The sequence below is a fragment of the Methylomicrobium lacus genome, from assembly GCF_041897535.1.
Lineage (GTDB): Bacteria > Pseudomonadota > Gammaproteobacteria > Methylococcales > Methylomonadaceae > Methylomicrobium > Methylomicrobium lacus_A.
Genome location: NZ_CP169217.1, coordinates 2,039,319 through 2,059,157, shown reverse-complemented (window position 1 = coordinate 2,059,157; position 19,839 = coordinate 2,039,319). Strand labels below are relative to the sequence as shown.

The 19,839-nt window shown below is 49.9% G+C and carries 16 protein-coding genes; 4 read left to right on the top strand and 12 right to left on the bottom strand.

All coding sequences use genetic code 11. The features are described from left to right. Positions 1 to 52 precede the first annotated feature (52 nt). From ACEPPP_RS09040 to ACEPPP_RS09005, 8 genes are all read right to left on the bottom strand, one after another. On the bottom strand, positions 53 to 1,132 hold the full coding sequence (locus ACEPPP_RS09040) for a class I SAM-dependent methyltransferase (protein WP_374090751.1): 1,080 nt from the start codon (positions 1,130 to 1,132) through the stop codon (positions 53 to 55). Positions 1,133 to 1,226: 94 nt separating this feature from the next. Continuing rightward, a complete protein-coding gene (locus ACEPPP_RS09035; protein WP_374090750.1) occupies positions 1,227 to 2,093 on the bottom strand; it encodes a glycosyltransferase family 2 protein in 867 nt (288 codons plus the stop codon). Positions 2,094 to 2,095: 2 nt separating this feature from the next. After that, a complete protein-coding gene (locus ACEPPP_RS09030; protein ID WP_374090749.1) occupies positions 2,096 to 3,319 on the bottom strand; it encodes an O-antigen ligase family protein in 1,224 nt (407 codons plus the stop codon). 82 nt (positions 3,320 to 3,401) lie between these two features. After that, positions 3,402 to 4,493 carry a glycosyltransferase gene (locus tag ACEPPP_RS09025; RefSeq protein WP_374090748.1) on the bottom strand — a complete coding sequence of 364 codons (1,092 nt, stop codon included), beginning with the start codon at positions 4,491 to 4,493 and terminating at the stop codon, positions 3,402 to 3,404. After that, a complete protein-coding gene (locus ACEPPP_RS09020; protein WP_374090747.1) occupies positions 4,490 to 5,713 on the bottom strand; it encodes a glycosyltransferase family 4 protein in 1,224 nt (407 codons plus the stop codon). Before ACEPPP_RS09020 ends, ACEPPP_RS09025 begins: the two co-directional genes overlap by 4 nt. Positions 5,714 to 5,777: 64 nt before the next feature. After that, entirely contained in the window at positions 5,778 to 6,851 is a 1,074-nt protein-coding gene (locus ACEPPP_RS09015; RefSeq protein WP_374090746.1) for a hypothetical protein, read from the bottom strand. Between the two features lie 17 nt (positions 6,852 to 6,868). Further along, complete coding sequence (locus tag ACEPPP_RS09010) at positions 6,869 to 8,350, bottom strand: lipopolysaccharide biosynthesis protein (protein WP_374090744.1); 1,482 nt, start codon at positions 8,348 to 8,350, stop codon at positions 6,869 to 6,871. A 231-nt stretch (positions 8,351 to 8,581) separates the two neighbouring features. Next, the gene (locus tag ACEPPP_RS09005; protein ID WP_374090742.1) at positions 8,582 to 10,000 is read right to left on the bottom strand and encodes an undecaprenyl-phosphate glucose phosphotransferase; all 1,419 of its coding nucleotides are present in this window, start codon (positions 9,998 to 10,000) and stop codon (positions 8,582 to 8,584) included. A gap of 803 nt (positions 10,001 to 10,803) precedes the next feature. Here ACEPPP_RS09005 and ACEPPP_RS09000 point away from each other — a divergent pair. After that, positions 10,804 to 11,115: a hypothetical protein gene (locus ACEPPP_RS09000; RefSeq protein WP_374090741.1), complete on the top strand. Its 312-nt coding sequence runs from the start codon at positions 10,804 to 10,806 to the stop codon at positions 11,113 to 11,115. Between the two features lie 205 nt (positions 11,116 to 11,320). Here ACEPPP_RS09000 and ACEPPP_RS08995 read toward each other — a convergent pair whose 3' ends face one another. Continuing rightward, a complete protein-coding gene (locus tag ACEPPP_RS08995) occupies positions 11,321 to 12,145 on the bottom strand; it encodes an aspartyl/asparaginyl beta-hydroxylase domain-containing protein (RefSeq protein ID WP_374090740.1) in 825 nt (274 codons plus the stop codon). A gap of 237 nt (positions 12,146 to 12,382) precedes the next feature. Between ACEPPP_RS08995 and ACEPPP_RS08990 the strand changes: the two genes are divergently transcribed. Next, positions 12,383 to 13,756, top strand: a complete 1,374-nt coding sequence (locus tag ACEPPP_RS08990) for a flavin monoamine oxidase family protein (RefSeq protein WP_374090739.1) — start codon at positions 12,383 to 12,385, stop codon at positions 13,754 to 13,756. A 59-nt stretch (positions 13,757 to 13,815) separates the two neighbouring features. On the opposite strand, the gene ACEPPP_RS08985 is transcribed toward ACEPPP_RS08990, so the two are convergent. Both ACEPPP_RS08985 and ACEPPP_RS08980 read right to left on the bottom strand, forming a co-directional pair. Then, positions 13,816 to 15,162 (bottom strand): cytochrome P450, encoded by a 1,347-nt coding sequence (locus ACEPPP_RS08985; protein WP_374090738.1) that lies wholly within the window; start codon positions 15,160 to 15,162, stop codon positions 13,816 to 13,818. A 134-nt stretch (positions 15,163 to 15,296) separates the two neighbouring features. Further along, complete coding sequence (locus tag ACEPPP_RS08980; protein ID WP_374090737.1) at positions 15,297 to 15,986, bottom strand: Crp/Fnr family transcriptional regulator; 690 nt, start codon at positions 15,984 to 15,986, stop codon at positions 15,297 to 15,299. A 95-nt stretch (positions 15,987 to 16,081) separates the two neighbouring features. On the opposite strand from ACEPPP_RS08980, the gene hcp reads away from it, so the two are divergent. Both hcp and ACEPPP_RS08970 read left to right on the top strand, forming a co-directional pair. Then, complete coding sequence (hcp, locus tag ACEPPP_RS08975; RefSeq protein ID WP_374090736.1) at positions 16,082 to 17,746, top strand: hydroxylamine reductase; 1,665 nt, start codon at positions 16,082 to 16,084, stop codon at positions 17,744 to 17,746. 23 nt (positions 17,747 to 17,769) lie between these two features. Then, positions 17,770 to 18,795, top strand: coding sequence for an FAD-binding oxidoreductase (locus tag ACEPPP_RS08970; RefSeq protein ID WP_374090735.1), 1,026 nt, complete (start codon positions 17,770 to 17,772; stop codon positions 18,793 to 18,795). Between the two features lie 47 nt (positions 18,796 to 18,842). Here the strand turns inward: ACEPPP_RS08970 and ACEPPP_RS08965 are convergent, their stop codons facing one another. Further along, positions 18,843 to 19,802 carry a GNAT family N-acetyltransferase gene (locus ACEPPP_RS08965; protein WP_374090733.1) on the bottom strand — a complete coding sequence of 320 codons (960 nt, stop codon included), beginning with the start codon at positions 19,800 to 19,802 and terminating at the stop codon, positions 18,843 to 18,845. Positions 19,803 to 19,839 lie beyond the last annotated feature (37 nt).

Genomic DNA, 19,839 nt, shown 5'->3' with positions numbered 1-19,839 from the left:
GCCCCATCATTGGGCACCCGAACATCGGGAAACGATAAAACAGTTGCACGAACTACCCGGTTTTAATGAGATGTATCCATTGAGAATCCCCCCGATTTTTATCAGAGATAGCTTTGAACAGTATTTTTACGCTTGTAAGAGAATAAACCCCTGCGCAAACAATACGTAATATTCGGCGAACTTTGTCTGAATTTATACATTCAATTTTGTTTGCCCAAGTTGAAGAATCCTGGCTAATTTTTAAATATCGATAGGCAATCTGCTGCTTTAGCGCATCTTTGACGTTGAGCGGCTCTATCCGGAATTCCGCGAGTGTCCACCCAAAAGCCACCGCAATTTGTTCAAAGCCGTGAAGATTCCATCGCCCGATATGGTTTGGCGGCATATCGAGCAAACATCCGTGGGTTTCATTGAATTCGATCTGTTCGGCATTGGGCACCGATATAAATAGATGAGAATCGAATTTACTGAGAGAGTTAAGTGTCTTGAATAGAACATCCAGCCGATCCATGTGTTCCAGTACCTGAAACATACAGATTAAATCGAACTGACCAGGATGATTTGAAGAGTTGATGGACCGAATATCGTCGCTTTGACACTTGATGCCGTATTCCACGATTTTATTCCGTCCGTACTCGGAGAATTCAAAACATAGAATGTTTTCTTTGGGAATAATGTCGGGAGCAATGCTTTTGACAAATGCGCCGTTTCCTGCTCCGATTTCAATGAGTCTAAGCGGATGCCGGGGAGATCGAGACACAATTTCCGAGATTGCATCTGCCGATTTTTGATACTCCCATTTCCATGCGGGATAGCCGGTACGTTCATATGCAAGCGTGTAAAAGGTTGAATCGCCCGCGACATAAGGTCTGGAGAAAATAAAATGACAACAATTACAGCTAACCACATCACAAGTTGTTTGCCCCCACAAATGAGTGATGTGATCGGCAAGCTTGTTGTGGCGTGCTTGATTGACTTCTTTTAAAACGAAATGTTGGGCGGCTTCGGCAGAGGTTACGGTATAAAGGAGCCTACCGTCGGAAAATCCGCAGATTGGGCAGCAGATGTCCGACACGACGGTATTTAAATATGAAAATACTCGCTTTCGAGCGGATCGGCTTGTGATGGTCATTATAAATTTAAGGTAAATTTGATGTTACTGTTTGCAAATTCGTCATTATCAGACAGGTTGGTCTGAGATGAATCTTTTTCATAAAAGCGGAAAGTCAGTTACGAATGACAAAGTGTTTAAAATAACTGCCGGTAATGCGAACAAAATCGATCGTCATATAGAGGGGTAAAATCTTTTTGGGGCAATTGTTCCAGCCAAGCCAAAACCTCGACTTTAAATTTGCAGGTGAACGCATTCCAGTGAAATAATCTAGAAAACCATTAATAGAAAAGTTAGATAGAACTTTGTACAATCCGGTTTCTTCAACATAAGAAAGTACCCGAGAGTGTCTGCTGACATAAATTTTGAAACCGGCACGAACTGCCCTAAATGAAAAATCATAATCTGCGGCATAATGTGGTAGACGCTTTTCATCAAATAAACCAATTTTTCTAAATACCGCAATGGGAAATAAAGTGCCTCTACCAGAGGCATGAGTTATTTCAATGACATCACTGTTGTTTATAACATGATGATTCTCAAAGTTAACCGGCCTGGATGTTGCCAGAAACCAGTTTTGTCGATAGCCAATTTCATGCGGTGCACCGGTTTTGATGTCATGAATGACCGATGTAATAATAGAATCCTGAAATCTTTCACTACAACTAACCAGTTGCTGCAAATAATCCGGCGGCAATTCGGTGTCGTTATTTAAGGTTAACAGTGTGTCGCTCTCTGTTGCATGCTCAAGTACATAGCGAACACATAAATTCATAGCTCCTGTCCACCACAATGAGTTTTCTGCACTAATGACGACCACATCGGGAAATTGCTGATGAATCTCTGTACTAGTTCCGTCTGTCGAGCCGTGATCGCAAACTATTACTGTAAAGTCATGAAATATTTGAGCTTTCAGTGTGGCTAAACATTGCAAGGTAAATTCAATTCGATTAAAGACAGGGATGCAAATCCAAATATGCATAATTATTGACTTGTCAGTGAGACTTTATCTTTGTTATTTGCAATTAAACTTGTTGAAGCAATAATAAAAATTGTAAATATGTTCAAAACGCTTAGGCCTAATAGCATTGATGACTCGGTAATATTATGAAGTAAAACCAAAATAAGTCCCGTATGTAAAAAAATAAAATCATACTTATGTGTTGATCTTATTCTGAAATGACTAAAGAATGTTTTTATGAAAATAACAACCAGCAGTAGAGTCGCAATCATTCCGCCTTGAACCAAGACTTGAATATATCCATTGTGTAAGTGTGACATTTCAAGATGATGCTTCTTTGTCATTTGTTCAAGGTTATCAAAGCCATAACCAAAAATTATTTGATCGGCTGCTGAGGTGAGGGCTTTTTCCCATAATACAGTGCGGCCTGTAAAAGTTGCATCTCTTCCCGTTGATTTTAATGTAGTGGTCGTCAACTCAGATGAACTTATATAACTAGCGACTATAAATAAAAAACTCAATAAGAAAATAGTAAATAGAAGAAATTTGATGGGTAAGCTTAGTTGCCTGAATAAGTAGTAATAACATACATAACTTGTTATGATCACTGATGTAATCAAGCTAGTCATGCTGTCAGCTTGAATGATGGTAAAAAATGCCGCTATGAGTGCAAAAAATATTAGTTTTTTTTCAGGTTTGCTTTCAGATAAGAAGTATAGGTTTGATGATAGCCATATCAATGCTAATGCCTGCACACCTAAGCCATTAGGATGCGCTGTAATGCCTATCCATCGGGGCACACCAAAGGTGGTGGTGTTAATGCCAATTTGTGGAAAATAAAAGGCGGTAATGATGCTTGCTAATGTCATTAATAAAAATAACCAAAATAGCCATCTGATTAGAAACACCTTCTTGTCAGCAAATGCCAATGCCGTCATTATTGAAATGAATAGTAAAGAAGAGAGAAATAGAAAATTTTTGTAAACGACCGAAGGGTTGCCCGCCCATAAGGCTGTGAGTAATACATATAATAATAAAGTTATTACCATTTTGTTTTTTAGGCATGCAACAAACACCTGGTGCGCATTTGATAATATAATTAAAGCTGTGAGTAACATAAAAACCCTATGCAAAGGAATCCGTTCTGCGGCAGGATGCAATGTTATGTCTACACCAAATGACCCCCAAAAAATATACATGGAGAATACAATGATTGTTAGGCCTCTGAGATTAAACGTTTGGCTCATAAAATCATCTCGTGATAGAAGGAGATTAACAGGGGCTTCATTTGATAGTGAACAAAATCGATGAGGTCAGAAATTTCATGTCTTAAGGGTGCCGTTTTTTGTAAAAATCAACGTAGCTGGAAAAACCACGCTGAACACCGAAAAGTTGCTCGGCAATGGTCTGATTTTTTGCGCATTGTTGCAGTAATTGTTTTTGGTTTAGGGCAATAATTCCTGTTAATGCGCTTGCAATGGACTCTGGATTCGGCTCGCAATAAAATAAGCCTTGAAATACCGATTTAAAGTCAGCAAGGCCGGGGACATTAGTCAACAAGGCCGGTAAGCCAGTGGCAATGGCTTCAACCGCTGAAACTCCAAATCCCTCATGAGTAGAAGGCATTACAAACAGATCGGCAGCCTGTAAAAATGGCAGGATGTCGGTTTGCAGCCCGTAAAAGCGGATACGCTCAGCAACACCCAATTCGGCTGACAGGTCGCGCTCAGTGCTGTCTTTTTCAATGCCAATATGAAGATAAACCCAGTTATGTTGATTATTCTCCGCCAAAGCCTTTATTAACGCCGTATGGTTTTTAATTGGCGAACAATTGCCTATCGTTAGCAGAACGAAACTGTCCGATGCCAGTTTTAAATCGGCTCTGGCTTGTGCGCGTTGCTGCGGTGTAGTGAGTTGGAAGCGCAGGCTGTTGTACCAGTTTTGAATAACTGGCGTCTGCAAGCTGTAATGTTTGTACTCGATATCCTGAACCGATTGGGAAATTGAGATGTGGGTAATTCCCAGGAGATCAAGCAACAGGCGCTGCCATTTGCGCCTCCAGCACAAAAAACCGGTAAAATCAAAAGTGCTGTGTATGGTTCTTATGCAGCGCTTGGCAGTCAGCAAAGTGAGTATCCCATACCAGAAGTTGGCTTGTTCTGTATGCAGATGTATGACATCGTAATTATTGCCATTCAGCAGTTTGAATACCTTCCAGAAAAACCATGGGCTTTTTTTGAAGGCTATATGATGAATAGTGTAACCAGCGCTTGCTAATTGTCCGGCGTAAGGCCCAACCTGATTTCCGGTTGATAAAATTTCACCGCTTATGTCGAAATCTTTTAATAGCGGCCCCGCTGCATAGAGCATGGATTCCCCGCCCGAAGGATTCAATTCGGAGAGGATATGCAAAACTTTCATGTCCAATTTTCCTGCAATATGTCCTGATAGGCCTGCAAATAGGCATCGGTGACCACCCTAATATGGAAGCGTTTCTTGGCATTCATTAAACCGGCTTGTCCGATGCGCTGGCGCTCCGTGCTATCATTAGCCAATTTCAACATAGCGTTGGCAATTTGTTTTGGTTGGGTTATATCGACCAATATGCCCGCCTTTCCATTATCAACTGTCCAAGGAACTGCACCACTATCTTGACCAGCAATGACAGGAATTCCCATGGCCATGGGCTCGATCAACGCCATTCCTTGAGATTCCTCCAAAGATGGGTGAATAATAATGTCCACCTCATCGCTTAGGCGCTGGATCAGTTGCTCGTAAGGCAACTGGCCTACGAATTCGATACCTTCCTGTAAACCTTGGGTTTTTGCCCACTGTTCAGCCGGTTCGTTGGCACCGTGTCCTGCTCCAAACATGATCAAGCGGCAATCAGGTAAGGTATTGTGCAGTAAAGCAAAAGCCTGAATGGCTGCTTCACCATTTTTGAGCCCAGACCATCCGACTAAAATTGTGGCAAAGGTGAGGGGGGCATCAGCTGGTTTCGCAGTTCTGATGCGGTTGAAAATAGACTCTGGCATGCCATTGCTAATCACTCTGGTTGGCCGACGATAAAACATAAATTTTTTCAAATGATCGGCCACATACGGTGAAACAACGGAAAGATAACGCGCGTTCCATATTGCTTTGCACGACATCAAGGTGCAGGCAATACGATAAGGAATGAAGTTAAGCCTTAATATGTTAAATGGCGCATCGTGCGCAGTTACCAAATGCGGCAATCCAGTCGCCTGCGCGGCTAGAGCAAATTCGTTAGTCCAGTGAGCATGAAGAATGTCGGGCGGTTGTTTGAGGACGGCCTGCGTCAGCCATTTAATTTCCACAGCAAAAAAATCCCTAGCGTGTTTAGGCCTGTAAGGTCCGAAATGGATTGTTAGTCGTTCGCTCTTGATGGTAATTTCTGTGTCAACGGAGGGATCCAGCGAAAATAGGATCAGGTTGTAGCCGCGCAGGTGCAGTTCCCGAGCCATTAAATTGACCGGGCTGCCGCCTAGCCCTTTGGGATAAGGCTGGTTTCCTGGTGGTGGTAAAATATCTTTAAATGAGGCGGTTTCAATGGGTCCCATGAGGCCAATAGTGAAATTAGTGGTTGGTGGATATGTCATATATTCATTGTTTGGAAGCATATCATCAAGAGTGACATGCCGATTGAGTCGTTTGCAAATAAGTCGGCAATGTCGATGTGCAATCTTATTGGCGATTCTGTTTAGGTAGGGGGGCTTGATTATTAAATAACTGCTCGCGAATAACTGAAACTATGTTGCCGTAGACTACAGTACTCTCAAGTTGATCACGGGCATATTCGGCGGCCTGAAAACCGAGTTCATTGCGCCGCTCGACGGTCAGACTCAGGATGTAAAGGGCGACATCAAGCGCTTCTTGCGGACTTTTGATGATGAATAGCCCCGGTATGTTGGCGAAAACATGTTCATAGCCGGGTTGGTAATTTGTGATATGGGGAACGCCACATGCCAAACTAATCGGTAGTCGATCCGAGGAATACATGGCGATTTCGTCGTAGTGTCCCCAGTTCACGCTCATCCATGCGTCCCGTATTACCTCCCCCTGTTTATCGAAAGCAATTTTGCCTCTGCAATAGGGTTCACCTGTCCAACCTTGCCCTACACCGTACAGTCCGAAACGGTCACCAAGATGTCTGTAAAAAGCTTGAGCAGTATGTTTGCGGCTACGACCTCCAGGCACATATAGCCACGGAATACGTTTGAGACACGTAAGGTTGGCGATCATGACAACGTCAAAACGTCGAGTCAGTGTCGGCTGCCATGATGTACCAAAGCGTTGGCAGTCATAAGAATGAGGGGCATAGCGCACTTTTTTAGCGCCAGCTTTATGCGCCATTTCAGCAAGATAGCCCGTCCCGCCAAGAAAGCAAATGTCAGATTCGGCGAGTACTGCCATTATTGTGTCATCCATGCGCTTGACAAAGTGACCAAATGGATCTTCTTCATACAACACAAGCTTGGGATTACCTGGCATGCTTTTCAGCCGTTGCAAATATTCGCGATCCATCGGGTAACCGTTACCAGGATGCTGAATAAATATAATATCAGGCGCAAAGTTTCGGGCCGCTTCAAGAAATTCATTCAATGCGTCTTGATGATTCCCTAAGACCTTTTGTCGCACCAAATAAGAGTAGGCCATGTAGGCTGAAAAAACGCCTTCCCGATATAGCTTTTCAAACGCCATGCGGGGACCGATTTGATCGCCTTCCGTGCTTTCATTCGGCACATAAAACCAACGCATTGAATACCTCTATGTAATTAAGCCAATTTTGGAAGTAATTTGGAGAAAATTGGCGCTCGTACTATTAGGAAGCGAATTGCCGGTAAACGAACGGCAACGTAACTCGCGATTAGAAATCCGAGCAGAAGCCCTGTTGCCCCTGCCAATATTTCTGCGCATAATCTGGCCATGCTGTTGAAATTTTGGCCAATTAATTCGGAAATCATCAAAATCATCAGGCCGCTTGATATAGCCACTATTGCTATACAAAGTGTTATGAGTGCCACTTCTTTGACGGATATACGCAGTAGTTGGGGCAGCCTTACTGCCATAATGAATACTCGCACCCATTCCGTAGCAACCACCGCTACGGCAATGTCCAATGCTCTACCGCTTGGTGCAACTAATAACAGTAGGGCAATAAGTAATATCAACATGCTCAGCTGGATACGCAGTTTGATGCTTAGTTTGTTCATTGAGTCTAGCGTTACGCCGGCGACATGGGAGACATAAAGCGGCCCAACCGACCAAGCCAGCATTTCCAGAATCGGTATTGTGTCCAGCCATTTTCTACCTAACAGTACTGTTACTATATCCGGGGCAGCAATGCAAATACCCGCTCCCACGGCAAAGGCATAACTGCCAACAAGGAGTGTACTGAGCTGTAGACTGATAATTTGCTTGTCATGTTGATCTCCGATAGAACTCATGATCGGAAACAGCGCTTTGGTTAAAATATTCGCTGGTTGTTGTACCGGAAGATTGGCAAGTAAAAGCGCACGATTGTAATAACCAGCAGGCGCTGCACCAAGAATCTTGCCAAGAACTAGCGCATCCAGATTTGAAGTCAAGAATTCAATAAAGCCGATGACCGAGTATCGTCCACCATAACTGAAAAAATGGCGTCGTTGCTCGGCGGAATGCCTAAAACTCAATGGGTGACGAATTACCGCGTAGCTGAGTAGGGCAGTCAGTGTCGTTTGGGTCATAAATGCGGCGACTAGCGCCCATACGCCAAACTCATGGAAAGCCGCACCAAGCCCTACAATGCCGTAGCCGGATATATACGAAATGACTTCGACCATGGACAATGCGCGGAAAGCAGTGTTTCTTTGCATAAGGCCAACCGACACTGCGGAAAATCCGCCAATAATAAAGTTGAGCGATAGAACGCGGATGACTGAGCAAAGACCAGTCATTTGAAAAAAAATCTCGAATAGTGGCGCTGTAACCTGGGCAAGCCCCAAGAATAAGCTAGAGATACCGAGTGACACGGTAAGAGCGGCAGCAATGTCACCCTCTTCCAATTTGGGTTTCTGGATTATTGCCGGAGCGATACCCATTTGGGCAAAATAGCTAAAAAAACGCAGGCTGACGTTGGCAATAGCAACAAGGCCAAAGTCGACTGGATCAAGCAATCGTGCCATCACAGCCATGAATACAATTTGGAAGCCTGTTATTGAAATGGTTGAAAATGTTCCCCAGCCAACACCAGATACAAGTTTTTTTATCTTTGACATATCAATATTTGGGCGAAACCTCAGCCTTGGGGCGATGTTGGAACGACAGGGTGCAAGGCAGCAAAACCGATACTCCAAAGGCAAAAAAGTATGCTACTTTGCCGAGTCCCTGTACGTCATGCATGATCGCTGCTGATGTCCCGGACGATTCGATAAACAAAGCTGGCAGCCAGAAGGCCGACCATGAGAGCCGGTCTATTTTGGGTGTGCGTATGTTGGACTGCATTCATCTCAATAAGCCTGCTTGCTGACAAAGCCTTTGAGTACGGTCAGAAAGACGATCTTGATATCCAGCCACAGCGACCATTGTTTGATGTATTCCAGGTCGTGATGGATGCGGGCTTCCATTTTATCGAGCGTGTCCGTTTCGCCGCGGCAGCCGTTGATCTGCGCCTGGCCGGTAATGCCCGGTTTGACTTTATGGCGCAGCATGTAGCCTTGAATCTGTTTGCGGTAATATTCGTTGTGCGCTATCGCGTGAGGACGCGGCCCAACCACCGACATAGCGCCTTGCACCACGTTGATGAATTGCGGCAGTTCGTCCAGCGAGGTTCGGCGCAGAAAGGCGCCGAGCGGCGTAATGCGCTTGTCGTTTGGCATCGCCTGTTTGATGCTGTCACCGTTTTCGCAGACGGTCATCGAACGGAATTTCCACACTTCGATTTGTTCGCCTTTGATGCCATAGCGATACTGCTTGAAGATCACCGGGCCGGGAGAGGTCAGTTTGATCGCGATCGCGATCAGTAGCATCGGCAGCGCGATGATCGGCAGGATGATCATGCACAACACCAGGTCCTCGATCCGCTTAGCGGCGCCGTCGAGCGCATCGAACGGCGTGTCGAAAACGCTGACGACCGGTATCCCCTGTACATTGGTCCACTTAGACTGAATCAGGTTAAAGGTAAAAAAATCGGGGACGATATTGACCGAGACGGTGCTGTCGGCCAGTTGTTGAACGTACAGGCTGATACGCTTTTCCGCGCGCAAGGGCAGGGTGATGTAGATATGATCGATCTCGCCATTTTTGGCTTTTTCAAGCATGTCTTCAAATCCGCCAGCCAATTCACCGATCTGATCGGGGCCGAGGCGACGGTCTTCGCTTTCTGCGCGGTCATCGAAAAAACCGATAAGTTCATAACCCAGCCAGGGCATTTCCGATAAACCGGTTTTGAGTCTGAGACCCAAAGGAGTCGCGCCGAATATTGCGTAGGTCCGGGTGTTGAAGCCGTGGGTTCTGAGATAGGACAAACAGCCGCGCTGTATTGTGTGCAGCAGGATGATGCTAAACGGCGCGAGCGGCAGCCAGAGCTCCATTACCTCAATCGAATAGCTGTAGTTCGGGTTGTAAAGGTAGAGGCCGCTGATCAATAAAGTAAAAGCGCCGAGCCACGAGATCAGGATGTGCACCGCTTCGTCAAACATCGGCGAGCCTCGCCAGCCGTGATACAGCCCATTGTTTTCGGCGAAAAAAATAAACAGCGCGGAGCCTATCAGACAAGGCGACAAGTATTCGCGATCGAGCGGAACGTCATAGACTGTTAACGACACATACAATGCGGCCATAATCAAGGAAAGATCGATCGTCCGGGCCAGCGTATGGAGTTTGGAGTGGTGGGGGCGAATGAATCCCTTGTAAGGCATCTGGTTCATTGGTACGGTCAAACAGGATGATTTCGGCGGCACAGCCCCTATCGACACGTCACTATAAGCACGGTTTGTTTCATTATGATGAAAGATGATCGATTTATCTGATCCGGATGAAGGAAAACCAGTTGCTGACGGCGCGTAAAGAGGACATTGGCTTGCCGTCAATGTGCTATGCGCTGCAACCCTATCGATGGGCATTCTGGATATCTTCACCAGTGGACAAGATAATTCACGGCGGATGTTTTAGATTGGATGGGCTATTTAAAACATTGACCTAAAAACTTTAGGTTTTTTCTGCAAGAATAGATATTGGTGCGTGTTAGAATGATCAGCCTAGCATGTAGATTATTCTGTTTATATGTTAGAAGCGTTGAAAATTATATTAAAAATAAATTAAGGGTGGTGAGTATGAAAAAGAAACTTTTTCGGGCATCCATGCTATTTGCATCTGCGGCAGCCATCAGTTTACCAACCTATGCGGAAGGTGAATTGGACGGATTCTGGTTTAATACGCAGATTAAAACGACGATTAAAAAAATCATGGCATTGAGCTTACGGAAGGGGAGTCACCTTCGGCAGTCTTCAATAATAGCCCAATTCACTTCGATAGCGGCAAGGACACCTGCTACTCGGCTCTGAAATGGCAGGGCGCAGGTAAGCGACGGTATTCACTGATTGCCATTTGTGAAGATAGCGAAGGGAAATTCAAAAATTATACCTCCCCGGGAGACATCCAAAGTTTCGAATACAACGATGGAAGCGTTATTTTTGTATCGACCTCGCTGAACCCGGGAGATGGGTTTAGCTTGCCAGAAGAAGGACAACTCGCGGCTTCTCCAACTAAAGGCATCAGTTTTGCCGGCGCATTGTATTTAAAAACAAGTTTGACAAAATCTGGAGATGTTAAGACCGTCAATTTGCTTACCCCTGTTGATGGCAGCACCATTTATTTTGATCGATCGCAATCGGCGGCGAATAAGCAAATTCTTGGCACATCCGGTCCCGGTATCAAGATGAAGCTGATTGATCCTGATCAGGTTCCGCAAGGCGCGAAATCTTGTCTTGCCAGTGTGTTGGGTACTGGCGATCAGTTCTCCGAATGCGATTCCCCCTCTTAACGCCACATCAACCTCAAATAGTTCTGAATATTCGAGCCCGCAGGGTCAATCGCTACCTGGAGGTTGAAGGCGGGGCACAATATTGGGACAGGTCTACGATTTATGCCTTATAAATCTAGACCTGTCCATTCAAATTGTTCTTACGGTTCGGTTTCGCCAATTCTCCGGCCGAATCCAGGTTTTCAATCCGCGTTTGAAGGTCAAACTACTTTAACGGCACCCAGCTGCCGTAAAAGATAAATTTTGATGTTTGCAGTATGTTCCCGAGTAAATCCACCACTTTATCCAATAAAAAATGGCAGCGACTCGGCCTGACTATGTCCACAAACAGACAGTAACGCGGCGCATCGGTTTGATTAAAGGATTGATGCGATAACGTATCGTCAAAAATAAACAATTTATTGTCACACCAATGGTTTTCCTGTGTTCTGACTTTGATATACGACGCTCTGTCCTTCACGTCATTGATGTTGTAGAGCACTCTTAAGGTGGCCCGGAGCGGCCCAAAATGCTCATCGGTGGACTCTTTTTTATTAAAGATGGAGACGCCGATCGTTTTAATGTATTTATAATCCTGATGAAATGCGGGAACGCTGACAGAATTCTGAAGATTGATTCCATACCATTTAAAAAACAGCATCCCTCTTTTTACGTTCTCAACTCGGTTAGCCAGCTGATCTACAATGTTTTCCGACTTGGCCGCCGCCAAAATATGCTCGATTTCCTGCTGACAATCCGCCGGAAGATCATGCAGCCGATAGATTTTCTTATTGACATAGGGGAGTGTCAGCAGATCCATCAAGATATTGAAGGGGGCTAGCGCCCAAGTTGGCACGCCGTTGCCCAAAAAATACCGCTGCAGCATCCTCAAATCGATATTTCGGTTCCGGCTTACATCATAGATGCCGCAAAGCAGATAAAACAGCATGAATTCGGAAAAGTAATAGGTCATGAGTGCTAAGAACACGTACCAGACTGCGGATTGCAGCCAGAACCTTTTTTTTCTCCTGTCATAGGATTTTGCATCCATCGATTTAGCCTTATGCGTTGGGGTTATTATCGGCGCTAATCTATCATATTTTTCAAAACTGGGTATGCTCGCCCTTAAAACACCCTGAATTTTTAAAATATCGAAGAATGAGGGAACTCGACCGTATCGATCCGATCCATCATGCAAGCGGAGACCGCTTTAGGCCAAGCCAAGCGGCCTTTCTATACGATGCAGGGCGCGGCGCATTTGTTCCGTGCCCCGGATTAAGGAGAGACCATGCAAACGCCAGAATTCGATGTGGCCGTGGTGGGCGGCGGGGTGGCCGGCCTGTATTGCGCGCTGCATGCGCCGCGCGATGGCAGCGTGGCATTGTTCGAAGGCAGCCATCGCTTCGGCGGCAAGCTGGAGACCTTTTCCCTGCATGGCTTCGATGCGGAGTACGGGGCGATGCGTTTCGATCCGGTCAGGCAGTTCCGCTTGGGCGGGCTAATCAATGAATTGAATGTCGAGACGCAGCCCTTTCCTGAGTATTCGAGTCCCCCGGATCAGCCGCTTCATTGCGATTACCGCCTAGACGAAGCCGAGCGCGGCCTGTCCACCCTCGATCTGTTCAAGCTCGCGATCCAGCGGGTATTGGGCATGCCCGAAGACGAGATGATGGCGTTGAGCGAGGCGCAGTTGGAAACGATACGGCGCGAAGGCGTTTTCTTTGGCCATCCGCTATCGGCGCAGGGTTTGTGGAACCTCCTGGGCAAGGTGGTCAGTCACAACGCGCTGCGCTACCTCGTCGAGGAAGGCAGTTTTTTTCATTTCATCCATGAAAATCCGGGCGCCGCGGCCTGGATGATCACCTGGATCAAGATGCTGCAAATGAGCCCGAATCTAAAGACGATACGCCATGGCATGAACGCGTTGACCGATGCGATGCTGGATAGGCTACGGATGCGCGGTACAGAGATTCACTCGGCCCGCGTGCTCGTATCGTTGGAAGCCTATGACCGGGAGCGAATTCGGCTGCATTTTGCCGAAGGGCAGGCGTGTCTTGCGAAACATGTCGTGTTGGCGCTGCCGGAACACAGCCTGTCGCGCATCGACGGCATGCCGCCGAGTATCCGTGCTCTGTTCGGTTCGGTATTGGACATTCCCTTGCTCAAATGTTTCTTCGTCGTCGAAGACCCGTGGTGGGAGGAGGATATTCCGCATCTGGACCTGAGGCGTCTGCCGGCACGTGAGCTGCATTATCAACGACGTGACGGCAAGGGCTTGATCATGGTGTATGCCGACCGGCCGTATCTGAATTTCTGGAGTCAATATCTGCGCAAGGGCTACGAAACGCGGGCCGAAATCGACGGAGACAAGGAACTGCCGCAAGCTTTCGCGCGCTTCATGAATATCGATCCGAAGCGCATTCTAAGCTATGGTATTCGGCATTGGGGGATAGAACCTTACGGCGCTGCCTGTCACCTGTGGAAGCCCGGAGTGCTGTCCTGGAATGTGCAGGATAAGGTTGCGGCTTTTGCGCTGGAACGGCATGGCCCTTTAAACGTTCATATTTGCGGCGAGGCTTTTTCGGACTATCAGGGGTTTATCGAGGGCGCCTTGCGGACCGCACATCAGGTCGTCGACATCCTGTCTGGAGACGGGCAATAAAGCAAACGGCCCGAGTTTCGCTCCGCAGCGGATGGGAACGATGCTTGGGCGTTCAAGGTTTAATTTATCGCTCGCACGCTTAATTTAAGCCCCCCCTTCGGACGCAAGGTCACCGCCATGTCATGCTCCGGCTCCTGATCGCTACAGAGCGCAAAATCGAAATGTTGCGCGAGCATTGCCAAGAGCAGAGTCAGTTCCACGGTCGCGAACTGATTGCCGATGCAGAAGCGCGGGCCGATGCCGAACGGTAAGAACATATATTTGGAGACTTTCTGGCCGAGGAAGCGGTCCGGGTCGAAAGCCTCCGGGTTTTCCCACAGCGCCGGATGGTGATGGATGTTGTAGATGCTGACCATCGCCAGGCTGCCGGCCTTGAGCGGGTAGTTTTGCAGGGAGGTGTCGCGTTCGACTTTTCGGATGATCAGCGCGACGGCGGGTTTCAGGCGCATCGCCTCGAACAGCACCGCCTTCGTGTAAGGGAGTTGTTCGATCTGGTCGGCGGTCGGGACGCCGCCGTTCAACACGCTGCGTAATTCCGCTCTGAGTCTGGCCATCACCTTGGGGTATCTGGCCAGGTAATACAGTGTCCAGGTCAGCACGTTCGCGGAGGTTTCGTGGCCCGCCACGAACAGCGTGGCCATCTCGTCGCGCAATTGCCGCCGGCTCATGCCGGCTCCGGTTTCAGGGTCCGTGCTGCTCAGCAGTAGATGCAATAAGTCATTATATTGCCCGGGATTCGCCGCGCGTTCGTCGATCATGCCGTAAATGACCGCGTCCAGCGTGGCCAGCGCGCGTTTGAATTCGCGGTTGCGGCGCGTCGGGACCCATAAGGGCGGGTCCAGGGGATTCAAAACCGTCGCGGCGGCATAACGCAGGCAGACGTCCAACGCCGGTGCGATCTCGTCGACCCGGTCCAGCACGCTGGTGCCGAACATCGTGTTCGTCAGCACTTCCAGCGCCAGATGCAACATCTCTTTGGAAATCTCGACCTCGGCACCGGGCTCAAATTGCCGCCAGCGTTCGATCAACTGCGCGCCGGCCTTTTCCATCTCCGGCTGCAAGGTCAAAATGTTCCTCCGTTGAAACACCGGTTGCAGCAGGCGCCGCTGCTGGTTCCACAACGGCCCGGTGCTGGTTACCAGCCCCTGGCCCATAAACAATTGCAAGCCCTTCGGTTTTTGCGGGTCGTAAATCTTTACGAAAACATCCTGCTGCTCGGTGATCGCCTGTTCGACCAGATCGGGGTGGTTCAGCAGATAAAAATTTTGCGAGAAGATCCGAAAGTTGACAATGTCGCCAAATTCGCGGTGCCAGCGAATCATGCAGTCGAGCGGATTTTGCTTGAATTCGGCCAGATGGCCGCTCAACCGGCGGCCTTTAGGGGTAGGGATCGGAGAGTGTGGCATGGTTGGAATTCGAGTCAACTTTCTGTTTTAGGAATGCGGGGTTAGTTTGGCGGTAGCTTAGCAAAAGGTTGCTCGCTAAGCTAATTCGGCGATAGGCTCATCTTATGGGGCGGTATTTTAACTCAGACACGGCCTTAATCGGCCAAATCCAGCTCATGCTGAAGCCCTTTTACATTCAACACTTCCACCGTTTTGCCTTGTACCGAGATCAAGCCCTTACGGCTTAATTGTTGGAGGATACGGGAGAAAGTCTCAGGGCGCACCGATAGCCGGGAGGCCAGGATTTGTTTGGGGGTTTCCCATTCCAGGCTGTAGCGGCCGGCGGTGCGGTCGGGAGCCGATTGCAGCAGCAATTGAATGACCCGCATGCTGGCATTTTGCAGCGTCAATTGATCGATGTCCTGTATCGCGCCGTGCAGGCGCCGGCTCATGCCGCCCAGCAAACGCAGGCACAGCGCATTGGATTCCTGAAGCAAGCCGAGAAATACCGCCATATCGATTCGCCATAACTCGCTGTTCAGGACGGCCTTCGCGCTGACCGGATAGATGTTGCTATTAAAAAACATCACCGCCTCGGCAAAGGTTTGGCCGGGCTGGATGATCTCGATCACTTTTTCCTCGCCGCCGGGCGATAGCCGGTAAAGCTGAATTTGCCCCGTGCGCAGCAGATAAAAATAGCGCGCCTGATCCCCGAAATGAAACAGATGTTCATCCTCGGCCAGAGCCATGCTCTGGGCCGCCGACAGCACGCGGCCCAATTGGGTGTCGTCCAGCATGGCAAACAGATAGTGTTGGCGGAATTGCACCTGGGTGTCGATGGCCATAAAACCTCGCTTGATTTAAGTCAAGGACACTTTAGCGGTGCGCTTGTATTCTGGCAACCACTACGAGCCATCAATCCATCCAACAAGGAGATATCATGTTTTGTTATCAATGCGAACAAACCACGCGCTCAAGCACTGGCAATGGTTGCCACGAAGTCAAAGGCGTTTGCGGCAAGGACGAAACCACCGCCGATTTGCAGGACCTGATGATTTACGGTCTGCAAGGCATCGCCCAATACGCTAAGCGTTTGCGGCAATTCGGGGGGAACCCATCCCAGGCCGACGATTTCATGCTGTATGCGTTGTTCACTACGCTGACCAACGTCAATTTCAACGCCAGTCGCTTTGTACAGTTGATCAAGGAAACGGCAGGGTGGCGCGACCGGCTTAAAGCGCAATACGAAGCGCTTGCCGAGCAGCAGGATGTTCCCGTTGAAGCGCTAACGGGTCCGGGTCAATGGCAGCCCGCCTCGACCCTCGCCGGGCTGATGATCCAGGCCCAGGAGGCCGCCATCAATCTCGAACTACAGCAAGTCGGCGAAGACATCATCGGCCTTAGGGCCATGCTGTTGTACGGAATCAAGGGCGCGGCCGCTTATGCCTACCACGCGTTGATGCTGGGTTATCGTGACGATGACATTGGCGCCGGATTTGAAGAGGCGCTGGATTTTCTGGCGACGCACCCCGACGACGCCGATCAGCTGTTGGATTGGTCTATGCGTATCGGCCAATTGAATTATAAAGTCATGGCGATGCTGGATGCGGCAAATACCGGCAGCTTCGGCGCGCAGCAGATCAGCACGGTCAACCTCGCCCCGGTAAAAGGCAAGGCGATACTGGTCAGCGGCCACGATTTGCACGACCTGGCGCAATTGCTGGAGCAAACCCAGGGGCTGGGCATCAATATCTATACTCATGGCGAGATGCTGCCGGCGCATGCGTATCCGAAATTGAAAGCCTACCCGCATTTGGTCGGCAATTACGGGACGGCCTGGCAGAATCAGCATCAAGATTTTACGCAGTTTCCGGGTCCGATTCTGATGACCTCGAACTGTCTGGTGGAACCGGCGGGTGCCTATCGGCAGCGGATTTTTACCGCAGGGCCGGTCGGTTGGCCGGGCGTCCGGCATATCGTCGGCGGCAATTTTGCGCCGGTGATTGAGGCCGCCTTGGCCTTGCCGGGCTTTAGCGAGGATGCGCCGGAACATTTGATTACCGTAGGTTTCGGCCGCGATACCGTCATGGGCGTCGCCGATAAGGTGATCGATGCGGTGAAAGCCGGCGCGATCCAGCATTTCTTCCTGATCGGCGGCTGCGATGGCGCGGCGCCGGGCCGTAACTATTTTACCGAGGTGGCCGAGCAGGCCCCGGACAAAACCGTGATACTGACGCTGGGCTGCGGCAAGTACCGCTTCAATAGCCACGATTTCGGCGACATCGGCGGCATTCCCCGTTTGCTGGACATGGGGCAATGCAACGATGCCTATTCGGCGATTCAGGTGGCGTCCGCACTGGCCAAAGCCTTCGATTGCGGCGTCAACGACTTACCGTTGTCGCTGATGATCTCCTGGTTCGAGCAAAAAGCCGTGGCGGTGCTGTTGACCTTGCTGTCGCTCGGCATCCGCGGCATCCGGCTCGGGCCGACACTGCCTGCCTTCTTGACGCCGGCATTGCTGGCCAAGCTCGGTGAAGCGTTCGATCTGAAAGCGACCGGCACGGCCGCTCAAGATATTCAGGACGCGATGAAAAAAGCCGCCTGAGCGGCGTACAAGCAGGAGTAATTATGTCCGAACATCAAATTACGCTGACCACCCGCGACGGGCACGAGGTGACGTTCAGCTGTGGCGATAGCTTCGATGTGGTGAGTGCCGGCGAGCAAGCCGCTATCCTGTTGCCGTCGCTGTGCAGGGACGGCGGCTGCGGCGCCTGCCTGGGCCATTGCGCCGAAGGCGAATACACGCTGGGCGAGTACAATGCCGGCGTTTTGCCCGAAGCGGCCGTGTCGGGGCGCGATGTGCTCTTATGCCGAACCTATCCGCACAGCGACCTTAAGATTACCGCACCCTATGACTATGCGCATATCCATTTCGGTCATCACGAGGCGCGCAATGCGGTGATTACCGGGCTCAAGACGATTGCGGACCGGACGGTGCGGCTCAAGCTGAGCTGGCAGGACGAACAGGATGGCATGGCGGTCGAGTTTGAACCGGGGCAATGCATGGAACTGGAAATCCCAGATACAGGAATCCGCCGCGCCTATTCGCTGGCCAACACCGGAAACTGGCGGGGCGAGCTGGAGTTTTTGATTCGGTTGCAGCCCGAAGGCCGGTTTTCAGGTTATCTCAGCCGCGGCGCGGAGGTCGGTCAGGTTCTGAAGGTCTACGGGCCCAGCGGCGCTTTCGGTTTGCAGGCCGATAGTCTCAATCCGGCCATCTTTATCGCCGGCGGCACCGGGTTGGCGCCGTTTCTGTCAATGCTGCGCCGACTTGCCGAATGGGGCGAGGACCGGGCCATACATCTGTTATTCGGCGTTAACCGGGAAAGCGAGCTGTTTTATATCGATGAACTGGATCGATTGCAGCAGCAACTGCCCGGCTTGAGCGTGACGCTGTGCGTCTGGAAGTCGGCGCCGGACTGGCTCGGATTCAGCGGCACGCCTGCCGAAGCCTTGCAGAACTATTTGCTGGAACATCCGGGCGACTATGATATATACCTCTGCGGTCCGCCGTTACTGCTGACGGCGGCAACCCAGGTCGCACTGGCCCGAGGCATTGCCGAGCAGCGGATTTTTTCGGAAAAATTCGGTTGAGGCGGAGTTAGGCATGAGTCATCGGCTTACCAAGTCGATGACTCATGCTAGATATTCAGCGCCCGGAACGCGGTGCAGGGCTCACATCGTTGCCAGAATCGGTCGAACTCTTCGGCAAGCTGGCGGTTGCGGCTCGGCAGGGCGGGGCTCCAGACGCCGGCGTAACGGTCGCCGAACAGTCGGAACAAATAGCCGTCCCGGTCATTGAAAATAAAGGCCGATGAATATTGCAGGTCTTCGGGTTCGATCGGTGCGCGAAATTCAAACGAGGACGGCAGTTTTTGGGCGAGTTCGATCAGGGGATGCGTTTGGCCGATAACCGTTGTCGTATCCTGCACGATGATGCGGGCGCCGCCGTCCTGGCTCTGGATCGCGAATTGCCGGAGGGCGGCGGCGACATCGGGATGTCCGTACAGCGGGTATTCCAGGTCGGGCGTGCAGATGCCGAGGCCGCGGCGGGCATCTTTGATGATGCTGAGGGTTGCGTTCAATGCATCATCAAAGTGCTCTAATTTGACCGCCGCAACCGAAGTCCGGCCGGGGTTGACGGTCCTCCGTTCGGGCGCTGCCAAAGGCTGTAGTTTCAGGCGCATCGATTGATGCGGAATGCCGGCCTCGATGAAGGTCTCGCCTGCCTTGACAAAGTTAAACCGTTCATAAAAACCCAGTGCTGAAAGTTGGGCATTTAAACTGACTTCCGGCCAGCCGCGCTTTTGCGCCTCATTCAGCAACGCCGCCATGATCGATTTGCCGACGCCCTGATTGCGCCAGGCGCTAATCACCGCCAGGCGGCCAATCTTGCCTTCGGGCGAAAGCCGCCCCGTGCCGATCGGATTATGCTCGGCATCGCGGGCGATCAGATGCAGGCTATGCGGGTCTTGCTCGTCCCACTCGATTTCGGCGGGAATGCGCTGTTCGATCACGAACACCGCATCGCGCACGGCGTGCAGGTCGTCGTTGTCGGCGTGAAAATCCGCGGGCTCGATGCGGTAGTCGGGTATGATCATCTTGGCAGTCCGAGTTCGTTCAAATGCAACATCAAGA